The sequence below is a fragment of the Pseudomonas allokribbensis genome, assembly GCF_014863605.1.
GTDB lineage: Bacteria > Pseudomonadota > Gammaproteobacteria > Pseudomonadales > Pseudomonadaceae > Aquipseudomonas > Aquipseudomonas allokribbensis.
The window spans coordinates 4,102,923-4,120,206 of record NZ_CP062252.1 but is presented as its reverse complement, the minus strand read 5'-3'; the positions used below and the strand labels follow the sequence as shown (position 1 = coordinate 4,120,206).

Genomic DNA, 17,284 nt, shown 5'->3' with positions numbered 1-17,284 from the left:
TGTGACGTCTGCGTTCAAACCTCGCGCTCGGCCTTCCCCGCAAACCATCCCATCACGACCCCACACGCCGGATGCGAAGCCGCCGACGGCTGTAAGCACAACGAGTAAATCCCCCCGGTTTTCAGCGGTTCCCCGAACGGCACCACCAGCACGCCACGCTCGATGGATTCTGCCGCCAGCGTCATGTCCGTCACCGCCACACCCAATCCCCGCGCCGCCGCATCCAGTGCCAGTTCATCGAGGTTGAACGGGATGTGCCGGTAATCCTCCAGCGGTTTGCCGTCGTTCGCGGCCAGCCATTCGATCCACGCCTGGCGATCTACTGAGCGATGCAGCAGCGGGAAGCGCAGCAACGCTTCCACTGAGCGCGGTGCTCCGGCCAGATTCGGGGCGCACACCGGCACCAGCGTTTCCTGAAACAGCGTCAGGCAATCCGGATCGCTTGATGCTGTCGGCAAGTAAAGGATGTAGGCATCGCTGTCGCCGGTCGGTTCGACGACTTCGGTGGCGACGGTTTCGATGGCCAGCGATACCTCGGGATGGCGCAGATAGAAGTCGCTGAGTTTGGGCAGCAGCCAACGCACTGCCAGCGACACGTGCATGCGAATGCGGAATGGACGTTTCTGCGGCGTGAGGCGTTCTTTGAGGGTTTTCAGTTGCTCGAAGATGCTCCGTGCACTGGCCAAAACCTGCTCGCCTTCCGGGGTCAGGTGCAGGTTGCGACTGGTGCGCACGAACAGCGCCACGTTGAAGTGACTCTCCAGTTGCTGGATCTGCCGGCTCACGGCGCTTTGGGTCAGGCACAACGTCTGCGCTGCCTGAGTGAAGCTGCCGCATCGGGCGACTTCGACCAGTGCCTGCATGGCTTGCAGGGAAGGGACGTGGCGAATTTTATCCATGCGTTTTCAGAATGGCTCGATGATTTCTTAGCGTTGGTGAGGCGTTCGAAGACCTTATAGATTCTAGCTCTGGCGGCGATCTTCACAACACGGGCATGCGATTCACGCATGGCCATCAGAAGAAGGCAAGTCGCCGAACGACAGTCGAACGAGGTGATGCATGGACAATATCTGTGGCTGGATCGCGCAAGCCGGAAACTCCCCGGCACGCGGTCGCCTGAGCGGAGCGCAAAAAGCCGACTGGCTGGTGATCGGGGCCGGCATCACCGGGCTCAGCGCCGCGCATAACCTCGCGCAACTGCATCCCCAGGCGCGGATTGTGGTGGTGGATCGGCAATCGGCGGCGCAGGGCGCGTCGGCGCGCAACTCGGGTTTTGTCGTCGCCCATGAACACCCGGCCGACAGTGAACTGATCGGCGCCGCAGGTTTTGCCGGGTTTGAAGTCGACACGGCGATTTCCCGCGCCGCCAGCGAAGAAGTCCGCCAACGAATTGCCCGACACGCCATCGACTGCGACTTCCGCGACAGTGGGTACTTCTTTGCCGTGAACGATCCGGCCAAGCTCAATCAGGTCGACACGAAACTGGCCACGCTGCGCGCCCTCGGTGCCCGCGCCGAGTTTCTGCAAGGCGAGGCGCTGAGCCAGAAGCTCGGCACTCGCCACTATCAGGCCGCGATCTGGTGTGGCAATGGCAACGCGCTGCTGCAACCGGCCAAGTACGTGAAGGGTTTGCTCAGTGCACTTCCGGACAACGTCACGGTGTTCGAGAGCACCGATATTTCCGGTCTTGAGCGTGTCGGTCAGGGGTGTCTACGCGCCCAAGGTGCCGAAGGCAGTATCGAGGCGAAGCAGGTGCTGGTGTGCCTCAACGCCTTCATTCCCCGCGTCGGCATCAACGACAGTGCCACGTTCCCGATGGAGTTGAGCGCCAGCCTTACGCGTCCGCTCACGGATCAGGAGTTCGCGGCCATCGGTTCGGTCGAGCCGTGGGGCGTGCTGTCGACCCGGCCGCTGGGCGCCACCGTGCGGTTGACCCCGGATCGCCGGGTGATGATTCGCAATACCGCCGAATACCGCACGCGGGACCTGTCCAACAGCGAGCTGGTCCTGCGGCGGCAACATCATGTGCGCGGTCTGCAACGGCGTTTTCCGTTCCTCGGCGAGCAAGACATTCGCTACACCTGGACGGGCCACCTGAGTGCGACCCGCAGCGGCCAGGCGTATTTCGACCGGGTTGAGGAGGGCGTTTTCGCCGTGGCCGGTTGCAACGGCTCGGGCGTGGCGCGCGGAACCCTGTGGGGACGGCTGTTGGCGGAGCTGGCGTCGGGCATCGACTCGCCCTTGTTGCAATCGGTGATGCAACGGGCCGAACCGGGCTGGCTGCCGCCGCGACCTTTCTTCGATATCGGTGCCATGCTTCGCATGCGCGTGGAGGCGGTCAGGGCCAGAACAGAAATCTGAAATTCCGCACATCCCACAAGAACAAAAGCCACTCAATTCAGGTGACAGAACATGCGCGTCAATACACTTTCCCTGGCGGTCTTGCTCGCAACAGCTTCGGCGGGCGCTCTTGCCGACGAAGCGGTCAACATTTCCAACTGGAACGGCTACATCGCCGACGACACCCTGGCCAACTTCACCAAAGACACCGGCATCAAGGCCACTTACGACATTCATGACAGCAACGAAGTGCTGGAATCGAAGTTGATGACCGGCAATACCGGTTACGACGTGGTCAGTCCGTCGAACCACTTTCTGTCGCGACTGATCAAGGCCGGCGCCATCCAGAAACTCGACAAGTCGCAACTGCCGAACTGGAAGAACCTCGATCCGCAGTTGATGAAGAAACTCGAAGTCAACGACCCGGGCAATCAATACGGTTATCCGTACATGTGGGGCACCGCCGGCATCGGTTACAACGTCGAGAAGATCAAGGCGATCTTCGGCAACACGGACGTTACCCGCTCGTGGAAGATGTTCTTCGAAGAGGACAACATCAAGAAGTTGAGCCAGTGCGGCGTGGCAATCATCGACAACCCGACTCAGGTACTACCGATCACCCTCAACTACCTGGGCTTGCCGCCACACAGCCATGAACCGGTGGATTACAAAAAAGCCGAAGCGGCCTTGTTCAAGATTCGCCCTTACGTGCAGTACTTCCATGCGTCGAAGTACATCAGCGATCTGGCCAACGGCAACGTCTGTGCGGTGATCGGCTTCAACGGCGATGTGGTCCAGGCGGCCGCCAGTGCCAGGGAAGCGAAAAACGGCATCGACATCGCCTATTCGATCCCGGACGAAGGCACGACGTTGTGGTTCGACATGGTGGTCATGCCCAAGAACGCGCCCCACGAGAAGAACGGCTACACCTACATGAACTACCTGCTTGAACCCAAGGTGATCGCCAACATCAGCAACAGCATTCACTACGCCAACCCCAACGCGGCTGCCAATGAGTTCCTGACACCGGCGGTGAAACAGGATCTGGCGATCTATCCGCCTAAAGAGGTGATGGACAAATTGTTCACCGTGGAAGAGTTGCCGGCGGCGATTGCCCGGTTGACGACGCGGTTGTGGACCAAACTCAAGACCAACACTTGAAGTTGAAGAGGTAACGCTGTCGGCGATTAAACCGACAGCGTTACATGAAACACGCTTCATGAAATATTGTCAGGTTGATACCAATGTGCCACTGCCTCCAGTAAAGTGTGCGCCGCCCGAGAGATGGATCCCGGGCTTATACCCATGGAGTCTTGAAGTGAAATACCTCAGCAAAGTAGTCGCCGCCGCACTGTTCGGTGTGGTTCTGGCAGGTTGCACCGGCACCGCGATGAACACCAAACAATACGACAGCAGCCAATACACCGTGATTGGCCACAGCGAAGCGACCGCCACCGGCCTGCTGCTGTTCGGCATTATCCCGATCCGTCAGAACAGCCGTTTCGTCCGCGCCCAAGATGCCGCGATCAAAGCCCGTGGCGGTGACGCGATGATCAACACCCAAGTCCAGGAAAACTGGTTCTGGGCGTGGGTTCTGACTGGCTACACCACCAAGATCTCCGGTGACGTGGTCAAGCTGAGAACCGCTCAGTAAGCGACGGTTGGATGTGAAAAAGCCCGGCTGATCAGGCCGGGCTTTTCTTTTTCTTGCGATTGGGCCGTCAAGTCATGCGACGCGGCGTTCCATCAGACGATCCGAACCACCTTCGGCAACACGGCGTTCCATCAGTCGATCCGAACCACCTTCAGCAACGCGACGTTCCAGCAGACGATCCGAGCCACCTTCGGCAACGCGACGTTCTTGCAGACGATCCGAGCCACCTTCAGCTACACGGCGCTCTTGCAGACGATCCGAGCCACCTTCGGCAACTCGACGTTCCAGCAGACGATCCGAGCCACCTTCAGCTACACGGCGCTCTTGCAGACGATCCGAGCCACCTTCAGCTAAACGGCGCTCTTGCAGACGGTCCGAGCCACCTTCGGCAACTCGACGTTCTTGCAGACGATCCGAACCACCTTCAGCTACACGGTGTTCGATCAATCGATCCGAACCGCCTTCGGCGATCATGGTGTGAGCGGGTTTGGCTGCAAAAGCGTTGACTGCAAGAACCGAGAAAGCGATGCCGAGAAGGATTTGGCGTTTCATGATCGTGTGCTCCGGGGTGTTGTTTGTTTGGTATGGAGCCGATCTTACGCCCGGGATTTTTTATGAGAACTTCATTGACGTGATGGTGACTATCGACGCCAGCGATGGATGCCTGAGCCCCGATTCACGGGGCTGTCGCGCGAACGCATAGCTCCCCGGTGGCGCGGGTCAGGGCCAGTTCGTGCAACCCGTCGTGAGTCAAACCGCTACGCGCCTTGGCCAGCCATACCGGGCAATTCGGGTCGCGGCGGTAGGGCGTGAAGTCGGCGTATTGCTGCAACAGGCGGGATTGCAGCTCATCCAGGCGCGGCCGAATCTGCTTGCCCAGATCCGGGCGAGGTGTGTCCGGCGCGGCACCCGCCGCTTGCCACTTCGCCAGCAAACCGTATTGCACCAGCTTGTTGGCTTCCATCTGCGCGGCGATCAATTGCGCCACGTCTTCTGGATCAAGCTTGCGTTCAGTGGCCAGCGTTCGGGCGTTGGCGATGACCTGGGCTTCGCGGGGACTGTCCTGGATCGGCTTGCCGCTGTCCCACTTGGTCAGGGCGACGAGATCGCCGATGTTCAGGCGTTCGTTCAGGGTGCTCAGCAGGCTTTGCAGCGATTGGGGCGCTGGTGTCGGGGCGGCGTTGGCTGTCGTCGCCAGAACGGCAAAAAGGGTAGAGGTCAGCAGGGTCGAGACGCGGGACATGGGATCGGTTCACTTCCATTTTGGGCAAGTGGTAGAGATTACGAAGTTTTAATGCAAACGGGTACGACCTGAAGCGCTTTGCATACCTTAGACTCTCCCCATCGCTCCCACCCGAGACGGACCCTCAATGCAAAACCCCGCCCAAAAACCCCTCTGGAAAACCTACCTGCTGTTCCTTGCCCCGATGGTGCTGTCGAACTTCCTGCAGTCGATGTCCGGCACGGTCAACAGCATCTATATCGGCCAGATGCTCGGCACTCAGGCGCTGGCGGCGGTGTCGGGGATGTTTCCGATCATCTTTTTCTTTATCGCGCTGGTCATCGGTCTGGGCGCCGGGGCGGGGGTGTTGATCGGCCAGGCGTGGGGCGCGCGTGAGTCGCATATGGTGAAGGCGATTGCCGGGGCGACGTTGTTGCTGGGGGTGTTGATCGGGCTGGTCGCGGCGGTGCTGGGCAGTGTGTTTGCGCGTCAGGCGTTGCAGGGGTTGGGGACGCCGGCGGATGTGCTGGACGATGCGGTGGCCTATGCCCGCGTGATGATGTGGACCTTGCCGTTTGTGCTGGTGTACGTGCTGTTCACCCAGTTGTTGCGCGGGGTGAGCGACACGCTGTCGCCGATGCTGGCACTGCTGCTGTCGACCGTGGTCGGTCTGGCGCTGACCCCGGCGTTCATTCGCGGATGGCTGGGCTTGCCGCAGTTGGGGATTCAGAGCGCGGCGTTCGCCGGGCTGGCCGGTACGCTGGCGGCGATGGCATGGCTGGCGTGGAGCCTGATCCGCAAGGGCCATCCACTGGCGCCGGACCGGGAGTTCTTCGGGGCGTTGCGGCTGGACGGCGAGATTCTCGGCAAGGTGTTGCGCATCGGTCTGCCGACCGGGGTGCAGATGATTGTGTTGTCGCTGTCGGAGCTGGTGATTCTGGCGCTGGTCAACCAGCACGGCTCCCAGGCGACGGCGGCCTATGGCGCGGTGACGCAGATCGTCAACTATGTGCAGTTTCCGGCGCTGTCGATTGCAATCACCGCGTCGATCCTCGGCGCCCAGGCGATTGGCGCCGGGCGGCTGGAGCGGATGGGCCCGATCCTGCGCACCGGGCTGTGGATCAACGTGTGCCTGACCGGTGGCTTGATTGTGCTCGGTTACCTGTTGTCGCACTGGCTGCTGGGGCTGTTCCTGACCGAGGACTCGACCCGGGCGATGGCCGAGCACTTGCTGCACATCATGCTGTGGAGCCTGTTGATCTTCGGCTTCCAGGCCATCATCGGCGGGATCATGCGCGCCAGCGGCACGGTGCTGGTACCCGTCGCGATCGCGATCATTTGCGTGGTCGGTGTGCAGTTGCCGGCGGCGTACTGGCTGGACGGGCAGTTTGGCTTGCAGGGCGTGTGGATGGCGTTCCCGGTGGCGTACCTCGGGATGCTGGTGCTGCAGACGCTGTACTACAAACTGGTCTGGCAGCATCAGAAGATCGAGCGGCTGGTTTGACGGATCGCGGGTGATCGAACGGCCCGATCCGCAAAGGGTTGTCCTGTGAGGGACAGCCCTTTTTTGTGGGCGACGGACGGAGTGTCAACGCGGATTGCCGACCCGAATCAGTGGCCGACGATGCTGCCACGGCAAGGCTTGTTCGAGCTGCCCGGCCAGACGCAACAACAGGTCATCGGCGCCGAAGCGTGCGGCAAATTGCAGGCCTATCGGCAGGCCGCTGCCGGACATGCCCAGCGGCAGTGAAATTGCCGGGGTTCCCGCGACATTGAACACCGGCGTGAAGGGCGAATGCTCGAAGACCCGCGCCGTCCATTGCCGCCCGTTCATGGCTTCGGCGTCGTGGTTGTAGGTGCCGATGGCCTGGGGCAGGTGCGGCAGGGTCGGGGTCAGCAGTACATCAATCTCCTCGAACCAAGCAGCCACCTGACGGGCGATGCTGTTGCGCACCTCCAGCGCGGCGGCGAAGTCCGTGCCGCGCGATTGTTGGCCGAAGGTGTAGCAGGCGAGGGTGGCCGGTTCCAGGGAACTGCGATCGACAGGGCGCCGGGTTGCAGCGGCGAGGTGGTCGATCCAGCGCACCAGGCTGGCACACCAGATATGCGCGTTGGCCTCGACGAAGGCGTCCCACGACAGACCGAGCGGTGCCCGGACGGTTTCAACCTGATGGCCGAGGGATTGAAGTTCATGGGCTACACGAGCGGTGGCATCGGCGATATCGGGATCGACGCTGGCCCCGTTCCACGGCGTGTCGAGCAAGCCGATGCGCAACCGTCCGGGATCGCGGCCGACCTGAGCCAGAAAGCCTTCGGCCGGTGCCGTCGTGTAATAAGGATCACCCGGCGCACAGCCCTGTACCACATCCATCAGCGCCGCGCTGTCGCGCACTGTCCGCGACAGGCCCAATTGCACGCCGAGCCCGGCAAACACTTCATCCATCAATGGCCCGTGGGAGCTGCGGCCGCGCGTCGGCTTGAGGCCCACCAGACCATTGAAGGCTGCCGGAACGCGGATTGATCCTGCCGCGTCGGTGGCATGGGCGATGGGCACGATGCCGGCGGCGACAGCCGCGCCGGCGCCACCGCTCGAGCCCCCAGCGGAAAGTTGCGGGTTCCACGGATTGCGGGTCGGGCCTTGCAGGAGGGAGTCGGTTTCGGTGCTGAACGCCATTTCCGGGGTGGTGGTGCGGCCGAGGGGGATGAGCCCGGCGGCGTTGAAGCGTTGCATCAGCGTGGAATCGCTTTCTGCGACCAGACCCTGCGCGAGTCGGCTACCCAGTTCATTACGTCGCCCGGCCGCAGTGATCGCCAGATCCTTGATCAGAAACGGCACTCCGGCCAGCGGGCCACTGCCGCTGGCAGCCGTCGGCGTCCAGTGTTCGATGATCGCGTTGATCGATGGGTTGACCTGCTGTATCGCTTCGATGGCCAGTGTGGCCAGCTCATTGGCGTGGACTTCGCCGGACGCAACCAACTGCGCGAGGCCAATGCCATCGTGTTCGGCGTATTCGTTGAGATTCATGGGTATCACTCCGAGAGGGAGCGTCGATATTAGGTCGCAGGGTCTCAGGTGATTAGCCCATAATCGCGGCATGAAATGTGCCATGAGTGGCACAATCCATTGTCCTCAGGCAGGCCCGAAATGATCCGCGATTTGAACGACACGCTGGTGTTTGTCTGCGTGGTGCGCCTCGGCAGTTTCACCGCTGCCGCCCACGCCTTGCAGATTCCGAAAACCACGGTCAGCCGCCGGGTGCGAGAGCTGGAGCAGGCCATCGGTGTGCAACTGCTGCGCCGCACCACCCGCCAGTTGAGCCTGACCGAGGCGGGCGCGGTGTATTACGAGCAGTGCAAATCCATCGCCGACACCCTCGAACACGCCGAACGGGCCGTGCATCAATTGCGTGACGGGCCGCGTGGCTGGTTGCGGGTAACGGTGCCGTTTTCATTCGGGGTGAACTGGTTTGCACCGCTGCTGGCGGGGTTTCGCCAGGCGTACCCGGAAATTCGTCTGGAGATTCTGGCCTCTCATGTGCCGATGGATCTGGTGGGCGAGGAGATCGACGTGGCGCTGCGGCTGGGAGCATTGCCGGACTCGAGTCTGATCGCCCGCCGACTGGCCAGTTTTGGGACGGGCATTTACGCGGCCCCGGCATATCTCGCGCATCACGGTACGCCGCAAACCCCGGAAGAGTTGCTTCAGCATCAGACGTTGACGCTGCATCAGGCCCGGCGCGATGTTGGTTATGTCTGGCCGTTGCGTCGGGAAGGGGCGCGCCTGAGAGACTATCGAGTCGAGCCCTCCATCCTGGCCAACGACCCGGCGCTGTTGCACGATGCGTTACTGGCAGGCGAAGGGCTGAGCCTGGCGATGGACCTGAGCATGAAAGCCGATGTGCAGGCCGGACGCCTGATCCGCGTACTGCCGGAGTGGATCGGCCCGCCGCAGGATCTCAACGCGGTCACGGCTCGCGAGCATCTGCCGTCGCCCAAGGTGACGGCGTTGATTGGTTACCTGAAAGCGCACATGCCGGACGGAGTGGCGTAAGCGGCGGATGTTTGCTTAAGTCAGTCGAGGTCCACCGAGGCACCGGAGCATCCCATGTCGATTCGATTGTTGTTGGTTGCCGCGTGTTGCCTGATTGTCATGCCGGCGGCGCAGGCGGTGGAGTACACCCGGGTCAATACCACCGCCAGTCAGATCAGTTTCACCTACAACCAGATGGGCTCGCGGATGTACGGCACGTTCGGCAAGTTCGACGCGACGCTGGACTTCGACACCGAGCATCTGGGCAGCGCCCGCACCACGTTGCACATCGACCTCACCAGCATCGACGCCGGCAGCGAAGACGCCAACACCGAGCTGGTGAAACCGGCGTGGTTCGACACGCAAAAGTTTCCGACGGCGGTGTTCGAATCGACCCGTTTCAGCCGGGTCGATGAAAACCATTACCTGGTTGCCGGCCGACTCACGCTCAAAGGTGTCACCCGCGAGGTGCAGGTGCCGGTGCAATTGAAGCCGGACAGCAGCATCGGCATCTTCGACGGTGAACTCGTGCTCAAGCGCGATGCATTCGGCCTCGGTGCCGGAGAGTGGGCCGACACCGTGGTTTCGAACGACATCGCGATCAAGTTCAAGGTCGTTGCACCGGCGCAGTGACCGGCCTCAATACGCCCGCCAATGCCCTGGCACCCAGCGCCATTGGTTGCCGGCCCAGCGATAATGGCCGGCGACCCAGTGATAACCTGGCGCAGGCATTACCGGGACCACTTCGACGATCGGTGGTGGGCGGTGCGGGCGGACCGGTTCGACGACGCAGCCCGACAAGGTGATTGCCACGAGTGAGGCGGCGAGCAAGGTTTTTATGGTTTTCGACATGACGATGTTCCTGGTGGGTGACGTGGACGGGCAAGTGAGCAATCAACGCACCCAATGACCTTCAATCCAGTACCAGTTCGGCCCGCGGGCCTGCCAGTGGCCCGGTTTCCAGCGTGCGCCGTGACGCACCGGTTGCCAGTGCCCCGGCACCCAGGCATATCCCCGGCCTTCCCAGCGCCAATGGCCCTGATCCCAGGCATAACCGGGCCGTGCACCGGGCATCGGTTCCATGCGCATCGGTGGCGGGGCCTGACGGATGATGATTTCGGGCTGGGCAAACACCGGGGTACTGGCCAGCGCGGCCAGTGTCAGCGGCACCAGCAGCAGCGCTTTTCGCCATTTGAACAGGGAACGCAGAACGTTCATGACAACTCCTCAGGGCCTGCGTCGGGAAATGAACGCAGCTGAAGAATTGGACGCCAAATCAGCGAAAGATCCGTTCTCGGGCAGATGAAATTTTTGTCAGGCTTGCACAGGGTATGATGTCGCGGTTCGCCGGTCGCTCAACCCGCCCGGCAGCTTGTGTTTTACCGCCGGAGTTCACCCGCCATGCCCCGCATCACCCACTACAAATCCCCGTGCCCCGAAGGCGTCAACAGCCAGATCCTGCAAATGGTGGTCGACTACCTGACCGACATCAGCGCGATCGGTCTCGGCCCGAGCAACCTGCTGTACAACGTCTATCAGTACGCGGTCGGCTACGAGGTGCATTTGTATCTGGAGGCGTTGAACGGCGAGAAGGGCACCGAGGTGGAACTGCTGGTGGCCACCGACGACGAAGACCCGGAGCAGGTGATCGGCTTCCTGTTGTACTTGCCGGTGCAGGGCGATTGGGAGGCGTGCAACGTGGCGTATCTGGCGGTGCAGCAACCGTACCGCCGTCAGGGCGTGGCCCGGGCGTTGATCGCCGACATGCTGACGCGTTACCCCCATGCCGAGTTGACGTGCAGCGTGGGTAAAGTCCCGTATTTCGAGGCGCTGGGCTTTGAAGTGCTGGGCCAGTTGGAGACCCAGGTGCTGATGAGCACCCGGCATTACCGCAGCAACGGCTTGCGCGGTTTTATCGACACCACGCCGATCTACCGCTCGCTCGAAGTGCAGCAGATTCACACCTACCTCCTGCAAAAGCACGGCAAACGGGCGATGGTCGATGCCGAGAAACAGCGCGACCGGCATCTGGATCAAGTCACGCGGCACACCGAAGAGTTTGTCCGCCAGCGCCTGACCGTTCACTGACCCGGCCAACGGCAAAAAGCCCTTGTTGCGATGACGGCAACAAGGGCTTTTTTGTGCCTGGGATTTCAGGACAGCTTCACGTTCATGGTGATTCGCGCCGTGAACACTTTCTTGCCTTCGGCGTCGTGGATGTCCACCGGCACGATCTTGTCGCCTTCGCTCTGCCAGTCCAGCGCTTCGCCATTGGCCACGGCGGTCACATCGGATTTGGCCTTGGCCAGGTACTCGACGGTCATGCCTTTGGGAATCCAGCGTGCACCGGCGGGAATCGACACGTCGGTCATCATCCCGGCCGCCAGTTCGGCGGCGTTGCACATGGCAATGGCGTGCACGGTGCCGAGGTGGTTGGTGATCTCGCGGCGAAACGGCACCTGTACCGTCGCCGAACCTGCGCGCAGTTCGCTGACCAACGGATTGATGCTGCTGAAATACGGCGCGACCTGACAGGCCATCTGGCTGAACGCTTGGGGGCCGGCGCTGGTGAACATGCTGAGAAACTGACTCATGGTTAAGCCTCGCAATTAGGGGATTTACAGAATGATGTTCCGTAACAGAATATTGTTCTGTAACGGAACGGTATTCTGTCCGTGGGAAATCTGTCAACCTAGGCGCGTTTCGATTACCGGCACGGGCGTGCCTTTCAACCGGATTTACAAGGCCTTCAACCCCATGGACACCGCAGATCTCCTCGAGCGCAGCTACCCCGGCCGCCGGGCCGAACTCAAGCGCGACATCTTTCGCAAGGCCTTGCGCCTGTTCAACGAACAGGGGATCGAGGCCACCACCATCGAAATGATCCGCGCCGAGTGCGACACCAGTGTCGGGGCGATCTATCACCATTTCGGCAACAAGGAAGGGCTGGTAGCCGCGTTGTTTTTCACCGCCCTGGAGGACCAGGCGCGCTTGCGCGATGCGTACCTGGCCGATGCGACGACCACCGAAAAGGGCGTGCAGGCGCTGGTCTTCAGCTATGTGGATTGGGTCGAGAACCAGCCGGAATGGGCGCGGTTCCAGTATCACGCGCGTTATGCCGTGACCCGGGGCCCCCACAAGGATGAACTGGCCGCCCGCAACAAGACGCGCAATCTCAGCCTGCGCACCTGGCTGAGCGAACCCGGGCGCGCCGCCGAACTCAATGAGTGTCCCGCCGAGCTGCTGCCGTCGCTGATTGTCGGTCAGGCGGACAGCTATTGCCGGGCATGGTTGTCCGGGCGGGTGAAGGGCAGTCCGAAGGCTTATCGCGAGTTGCTGGCGCAGGCCACGTGGCGCTCGATCCGTCGCGAACCGGAACGCTGATTTTCAGAGACAAAAAAAGAGCCTCAAGACTCTTTGATAGGGAGGAGTAGAGCCCGTGAGGCTCAAGATGCGCGTGAAACAAAGTGCGGGCTTGATTGGGGTTCAGGGCACCTGCACCTACGCAGCGGTTTGGCGAACCAAGCGACTGCGTATCTCCATCCTAGGAAGGTGCGGCGGCAGTCTCAAGTACCGTCAGTCACTTGCTTTTGCGGCGCTGGCGGCGGCCCTTTCGACCATTGCGGCGATCGTTGCAAACAGCTCGTCACGGGCCTGTGCGGCGCTGATTTCTCCGGTCGCCGCTGCTTGAGACAGCGCCTCGGCGGCGCCGAGCATGGCGCGTAATCCCGCCTGGGTAATGTCGCCACCCTCAGCGAAAGGCGACAGCACGCTGCGGCACTTCTCCAGGAAAATCGCCTCGTACTCGCGCTTGATCTTCTCCAGTTCCGGCGTGCTCGCCAGTGCGGCGATCACCCCGGGAATCTCGTTGCCCTGGGTCAGCACACAATCGACATACGCCGTGGCGATCACCGAGGCGGTGCCGCTCAACGTCGCCTCGCAATTGCCTAGCGCAATATCCATCAGCGCGGTCTGGCGCCTGTCGAAATCCTGATACAGCGCAGCCAGCAAACCGGCGCGAGTGGTGAAGTGGTCGTAGACCACCGGTTTGGTCACGCCAGCCTTTTCCGCCAGATAACCCAGGGTCAGGGCATCGGTGCCTTCTTCGCGAATCAATTGCCAGGCCATGTCGAGCAACTGGCGCTGGCGGTCTTCCCGGGACAGGCGTCGACGGGGTTGTGCGGGTTCGGGGATTTCAGTGGTTGACATCGCTTATATACCAAACGTAACTTACGATTCGTAACTTACCAAGAGTATATAGCCCTTGGTCAGCATCCACCAACCGGAGATTTCCCCATGCACGCATTGATTGTTGTGGCTCATGACGACCCTCGTTCGCTGACCCATGCGCTGGCGCAGCAGATTGCCAAAGGCCTGTCAGAGAGCGATCCGTCCAACACCTTCGAAATCGCTGACCTGCACGCCGAGGAATTCGATCCGCGTTTTGGCGTGGCCGACTGGGCGGTGCATCACCGTGAATCCGCACCGCCAGCAGACGTCCTGGCCGAGCAGGCACGCATCGACCGCGCCGATGCGCTGGTGCTGGTGTATCCGGTGTTCTGGTGGTCGATGCCGGCGCTGCTCAAGGGCTGGATCGACCGGGTGTTCAGCAATGGCTGGGCGTTTGATTTCGATGGCGATTCGACCCTGAAGAAGCTCGGACGACTGCGTGTGCAACTGGTGGCACTCGGTGGGGCCGATGCACGCACCTACGAACGCCACGGCTACGGCGCGGCGATGAGGGCGCAGATCGATCACGGTATTTTCGATTATTGCGGGGCGACGGTGGCGGGCTCGGCGTTGTTGCTGGAGTCCGAGTTGCGCGACCCTGCGGTGCAACTGCAGGCGGCGCGCGAACTCGGACTTGGGTTGTTCCGCTAAAGGTCTTTGGGAACCGTTTCAGCGAGCGCCGGGCCAGCCTGCTTTATCCAGGGCGGCGAGCAGGGGCGCGGCATCCAGCCCCGGCACCGAATGCCCGTTGCCTTCGGTGCTGTCGCTGGCAAGCAGGGCGTTGATGATCGCTTCTTCAACCGCTTCGGTCGCCGCCAGAAACAGCTCGCTGATGTGGTCGTTGTTGACCATTCGCAAGCCGTCACAGGTCGACGCGCCTTTGCCTTCATAGGCGGCGGGCGGGATGTGGCCGTTGCCGGTGGCGAAGGCGATGAAAATGTCGCCGCTGTGGTCTTCGTTACCGCCGCCGGTACGCGCCAGACCGAGGCTCGCCCGTTGCGCCAGTCGCGTGCATTGATGCGGCAACAGTGGCGCATCGGTGGCCAGGCACACCACGATCGAACCCATGCCCGGATGGGGTAGCGAGGCACGCAGGAACGGCGAATCCACCTGTTCCATGTAGCGCCCGACGGGGTAGCCGTCGACCCGCAACTCGCTGCGAATCCCATGGTTGGCCTGGACGATGGCGCCCACCGTCCAGCCACCCTGAGCCTTGCTCAATCGGCGCGATGCGGTGCCGATCCCGCCCTTGAATTCATGGCAGATCATGCCGCTGCCACCGCCCACCGCGCCTTCCTGCACCGGGCCGTCAACGGCATTGCTCATGGCCTCGGCCACGTGTTCGGGCTTCACGTGAAAGCCGTTGATGTCGTTGAGCAAACCATCGAAAGTTTCCAGCACCACCGGCATGTTCCAGTAGAGACGACCGTCGTCCGGTTGTTGCGCGCGATCCAGCTCGATCAACGCATCGCGCACCACGCCTAGGCTGTGGGTGTTGGTGAAGGCGATCGGACTGGTCAGCAGGCCGGCTTCGCGAATCCATTCCAGCCCTGTCGCATCACCGTTGCCGTTGAGTACGTGAACGCCGGCAAAACACGGTTGTGCATTGGTCGAACCTGCGCGCGGTTCGATCAGGGTGACGCCGGTGCAGATGTCGCGTCCGGCGGCGCTTTGCCCCCGCACATTGCTGTGGCCGACCCGCACACCGGGTACGTCGGTGATGGCATTGAGCGGGCCGGGCTGCAGCTGGCCGATGCGGATAGGGAGATCGCGGGCTCTTGGTTTCATGATGTTTTCTTCTCTGTTCATTTTTGATTATTGGCCGTTCTTGACCTTGCTCCAGACCCGCGTGCGCACCCGTTCGGTGGCTTTGGGCAGGGGCTCGAGGGTGAACAGCGTGGCCATCGCCGTGGCGGACGGGTACACCGCCGGGTTGTCGCGGGTGGCTTCGGCGACCAGCGCGGTGGCGGCGCGGTTGCCGTTGGGGTAGGAGAGGTGATCGCTGACCGGCGCAATCACGTCGGGCCGCAGCAGGTAGTCGATGAACGCCAGGCCCTGGGTCGGATGCGGCGCGTCCTTGAGCAGCACCAGCGTGTCGAACCACACCGGCGCGCCTTCCTTCGGCAGGCTGTACTGGATCTTCACGCCGTTGCCGGCCTGCTCGGCGTTGGTCTTGGCTTCGAGCATCGCGCCGGACCAGCCGACCGCCACGCAGATGTTGCCGTTGGACAGATCGCTGATGAATTTCGAGGAGTTGAAGTAGGCGATGTGCGGGCGCAGTTTCAGCAGCAGCGCTTCGGCTTTCTGATAGTCCTCGGCGTTGGTGCTGTTCGGCGGCAAGCCAAGATAGTGCAACGCGACCGGTAGCATTTCCGACGGCGAATCGAGCATCGCCACGCCGCACTCGCCGAGCTTGGCCAGGTTCTCTTCCTTGAACACCAGATCCCAGGAATCCACCGGCGCCTTGTCGCCCAGTACGGCGCGCACCTTGTCGACGTTGTAGCCGATGCCGTTGGTGCCCCACAGATACGGCACGGCGTACTGGTTGCCGGGGTCGTTGTTGGCCAGTTTGCTCAGCAGGTCGTTGTCGAGGTTCTTCCAGCCCGGCAGTTGATTGCGGGGCAACGGGGCGAGGGCGCCGGCCTTGATCAGGGTCGGCAGGCTGAAATTGCTTGCCACCACCACGTCGTAGCCGCTGTGGCTGGTCATCAGTTTGCCTTCCAGCACTTCGGCGCTGTCGAAGGTGTCGTAGACCGGTTCGATGCCGCTGTCGCGCTTGAAATCATGCAGGGTGTTCGGGCCGATGTAGTCGTACCAGTTGTAGACATGCACGCTCGGCGCATCGGCCGCTTGAGCGGTCAGTGCGACGGACACGACGCCCGCCAGGCCCAGGTTGATATACCCACGATGACAACGCATGATGCGGCACTCCTGGCCTGCGGCAGGCCGGTGATGAACAGGAGTGGTCAGCCTATCGGGCAGGCCGCGCCAGACCCATTCCCATCATGGGTTACTCAAAAGGGGTAGAGCGTGGACGCGTTGCTGCAGGAATTGCCGGTGCATCAGAGCCTGTCGCGGGTATTCGCCAGCATCGGCCAGGACGGTTTCTGGCGGGCGCTGGTCGATACCTTGCGGCTGCTGGTGCCGCTGGACAATGCGCTGGTGGCGGTGATGCAGACGGGGCGCCCGCCGCAATTGCTGATCGATGTCGACAGCCAGGGCCGCGCCGAGGAACAGGAAGAACTGGCCGGTTACTGTGCCGGCATGTACTTGCTCGATCCGTTCTATCAGGCCGCGTGCGCCGGGATCACCGACGGTTTGCACAGCCTCGCATCCGTGGCACCGGACCAGTTTCTGCACAGCGAGTACTACCTGAGCTACTTCCGCTCGGTGGTCGGCGCGGATGAATTGCAATTCATGGTCAACACCGATGACGGAGTGCTCGGATTGTCGATGGGCCGGGCCAAGGCGTTCAGTTTGCAGGAGCAAGGGCGCCTGCTGTGCGTGCGGGACTGGGTGTTGTCAGCGATGCGCCGGCATGTGCAGTTGATGCCGCCGCAAGGTGCGGTGGTCGAGGCGCCGGTCGGCGATCTGGCGGCGCTGCTGGACCGTTTCGACGCGCGGCTGACCGCGCGCGAAATCGATACGGCGCGCCTGATTCTCCAGGGCTTCTCGAGCAAAGCCATCGCCCAGCACATGAACATTTCGCCGGAGACGGTGAAGGTGCATCGGCGCAACCTCTATCACAAGCTCAACGTTACCGGGCATGGCGAGTTGTTTGCGCTGGTGTTGCGTCCACGCTGACCGT

General features: G+C 62.0%; 20 protein-coding genes. 10 read left to right on the top strand and 10 right to left on the bottom strand.

Going from position 1 to position 17,284, the window contains the following annotated elements:
- Positions 1 to 14 precede the first annotated feature (14 nt).
- Complete coding sequence (locus tag IF199_RS18770; RefSeq protein ID WP_192558381.1) at positions 15 to 899, bottom strand: LysR substrate-binding domain-containing protein; 885 nt, start codon at positions 897 to 899, stop codon at positions 15 to 17.
- 160 nt (positions 900 to 1,059) lie between these two features.
- Here IF199_RS18770 and IF199_RS18765 point away from each other — a divergent pair, with 160 nt between their 5' ends.
- The 3 genes from IF199_RS18765 to IF199_RS18755 all read left to right on the top strand — a co-directional run bounded on the left by IF199_RS18765 (position 1,060) and on the right by IF199_RS18755 (position 3,994).
- Positions 1,060 to 2,361, top strand: coding sequence for an NAD(P)/FAD-dependent oxidoreductase (locus tag IF199_RS18765; protein ID WP_192558380.1), 1,302 nt, complete (start codon positions 1,060 to 1,062; stop codon positions 2,359 to 2,361).
- Positions 2,362 to 2,412: 51 nt separating this feature from the next.
- A complete protein-coding gene (locus IF199_RS18760; RefSeq protein ID WP_192558379.1) occupies positions 2,413 to 3,501 on the top strand; it encodes a polyamine ABC transporter substrate-binding protein in 1,089 nt (362 codons plus the stop codon).
- A 157-nt stretch (positions 3,502 to 3,658) separates the two neighbouring features.
- Positions 3,659 to 3,994 (top strand): hypothetical protein, encoded by a 336-nt coding sequence (locus IF199_RS18755; protein ID WP_102622033.1) that lies wholly within the window; start codon positions 3,659 to 3,661, stop codon positions 3,992 to 3,994.
- Between the two features lie 72 nt (positions 3,995 to 4,066).
- Here the strand turns inward: IF199_RS18755 and IF199_RS18750 are convergent, their stop codons facing one another.
- Positions 4,067 to 4,546 carry a phage infection protein gene (locus IF199_RS18750; RefSeq protein ID WP_192558378.1) on the bottom strand — a complete coding sequence of 160 codons (480 nt, stop codon included), beginning with the start codon at positions 4,544 to 4,546 and terminating at the stop codon, positions 4,067 to 4,069.
- Positions 4,547 to 4,670: 124 nt separating this feature from the next.
- Positions 4,671 to 5,237: a chorismate mutase gene (locus IF199_RS18745; RefSeq protein WP_096822614.1), complete on the bottom strand. Its 567-nt coding sequence runs from the start codon at positions 5,235 to 5,237 to the stop codon at positions 4,671 to 4,673.
- 127 nt (positions 5,238 to 5,364) lie between these two features.
- On the opposite strand from IF199_RS18745, the gene IF199_RS18740 reads away from it, so the two are divergent.
- Positions 5,365 to 6,720 (top strand): MATE family efflux transporter, encoded by a 1,356-nt coding sequence (locus IF199_RS18740; protein ID WP_102622031.1) that lies wholly within the window; start codon positions 5,365 to 5,367, stop codon positions 6,718 to 6,720.
- An 84-nt stretch (positions 6,721 to 6,804) separates the two neighbouring features.
- Here IF199_RS18740 and IF199_RS18735 read toward each other — a convergent pair whose 3' ends face one another.
- Positions 6,805 to 8,241 carry an amidase gene (locus tag IF199_RS18735; RefSeq protein WP_192558377.1) on the bottom strand — a complete coding sequence of 479 codons (1,437 nt, stop codon included), beginning with the start codon at positions 8,239 to 8,241 and terminating at the stop codon, positions 6,805 to 6,807.
- A gap of 120 nt (positions 8,242 to 8,361) precedes the next feature.
- Between IF199_RS18735 and IF199_RS18730 the strand changes: the two genes are divergently transcribed.
- A complete protein-coding gene (locus IF199_RS18730; protein WP_192558376.1) occupies positions 8,362 to 9,267 on the top strand; it encodes a LysR family transcriptional regulator in 906 nt (301 codons plus the stop codon).
- A 54-nt stretch (positions 9,268 to 9,321) separates the two neighbouring features.
- A complete protein-coding gene (locus tag IF199_RS18725; RefSeq protein WP_192558375.1) occupies positions 9,322 to 9,879 on the top strand; it encodes a YceI family protein in 558 nt (185 codons plus the stop codon).
- A gap of 6 nt (positions 9,880 to 9,885) precedes the next feature.
- Here IF199_RS18725 and IF199_RS18720 read toward each other — a convergent pair whose 3' ends face one another.
- Complete coding sequence (locus tag IF199_RS18720; protein WP_192558374.1) at positions 9,886 to 10,098, bottom strand: YXWGXW repeat-containing protein; 213 nt, start codon at positions 10,096 to 10,098, stop codon at positions 9,886 to 9,888.
- 42 nt (positions 10,099 to 10,140) lie between these two features.
- The gene (locus tag IF199_RS18715) at positions 10,141 to 10,464 is read right to left on the bottom strand and encodes a YXWGXW repeat-containing protein (RefSeq protein ID WP_192558373.1); all 324 of its coding nucleotides are present in this window, start codon (positions 10,462 to 10,464) and stop codon (positions 10,141 to 10,143) included.
- Positions 10,465 to 10,647: 183 nt separating this feature from the next.
- Here IF199_RS18715 and IF199_RS18710 point away from each other — a divergent pair, with 183 nt between their 5' ends.
- Positions 10,648 to 11,334: a GNAT family N-acetyltransferase gene (locus tag IF199_RS18710; protein WP_085732106.1), complete on the top strand. Its 687-nt coding sequence runs from the start codon at positions 10,648 to 10,650 to the stop codon at positions 11,332 to 11,334.
- Positions 11,335 to 11,399: 65 nt separating this feature from the next.
- On the opposite strand, the gene IF199_RS18705 is transcribed toward IF199_RS18710, so the two are convergent.
- Positions 11,400 to 11,840, bottom strand: coding sequence for a hotdog fold domain-containing protein (locus IF199_RS18705; RefSeq protein ID WP_192558372.1), 441 nt, complete (start codon positions 11,838 to 11,840; stop codon positions 11,400 to 11,402).
- 163 nt (positions 11,841 to 12,003) lie between these two features.
- Here IF199_RS18705 and IF199_RS18700 point away from each other — a divergent pair, with 163 nt between their 5' ends.
- Positions 12,004 to 12,630: a TetR/AcrR family transcriptional regulator gene (locus tag IF199_RS18700; RefSeq protein ID WP_192558371.1), complete on the top strand. Its 627-nt coding sequence runs from the start codon at positions 12,004 to 12,006 to the stop codon at positions 12,628 to 12,630.
- A 192-nt stretch (positions 12,631 to 12,822) separates the two neighbouring features.
- On the opposite strand, the gene IF199_RS18695 is transcribed toward IF199_RS18700, so the two are convergent.
- Entirely contained in the window at positions 12,823 to 13,455 is a 633-nt protein-coding gene (locus IF199_RS18695; protein WP_192558370.1) for a TetR/AcrR family transcriptional regulator, read from the bottom strand.
- Positions 13,456 to 13,542: 87 nt separating this feature from the next.
- On the opposite strand from IF199_RS18695, the gene IF199_RS18690 reads away from it, so the two are divergent.
- Positions 13,543 to 14,127, top strand: a complete 585-nt coding sequence (locus IF199_RS18690; protein WP_192558369.1) for an NAD(P)H-dependent oxidoreductase — start codon at positions 13,543 to 13,545, stop codon at positions 14,125 to 14,127.
- 18 nt (positions 14,128 to 14,145) lie between these two features.
- Here the strand turns inward: IF199_RS18690 and IF199_RS18685 are convergent, their stop codons facing one another.
- Complete coding sequence (locus tag IF199_RS18685) at positions 14,146 to 15,264, bottom strand: DmpA family aminopeptidase (RefSeq protein WP_192558368.1); 1,119 nt, start codon at positions 15,262 to 15,264, stop codon at positions 14,146 to 14,148.
- Between the two features lie 27 nt (positions 15,265 to 15,291).
- Positions 15,292 to 16,395 (bottom strand): polyamine ABC transporter substrate-binding protein, encoded by a 1,104-nt coding sequence (locus tag IF199_RS18680; protein WP_192558367.1) that lies wholly within the window; start codon positions 16,393 to 16,395, stop codon positions 15,292 to 15,294.
- 111 nt (positions 16,396 to 16,506) lie between these two features.
- Between IF199_RS18680 and IF199_RS18675 the strand changes: the two genes are divergently transcribed.
- Positions 16,507 to 17,280 (top strand): helix-turn-helix transcriptional regulator, encoded by a 774-nt coding sequence (locus IF199_RS18675; protein ID WP_192558366.1) that lies wholly within the window; start codon positions 16,507 to 16,509, stop codon positions 17,278 to 17,280.
- Positions 17,281 to 17,284 lie beyond the last annotated feature (4 nt).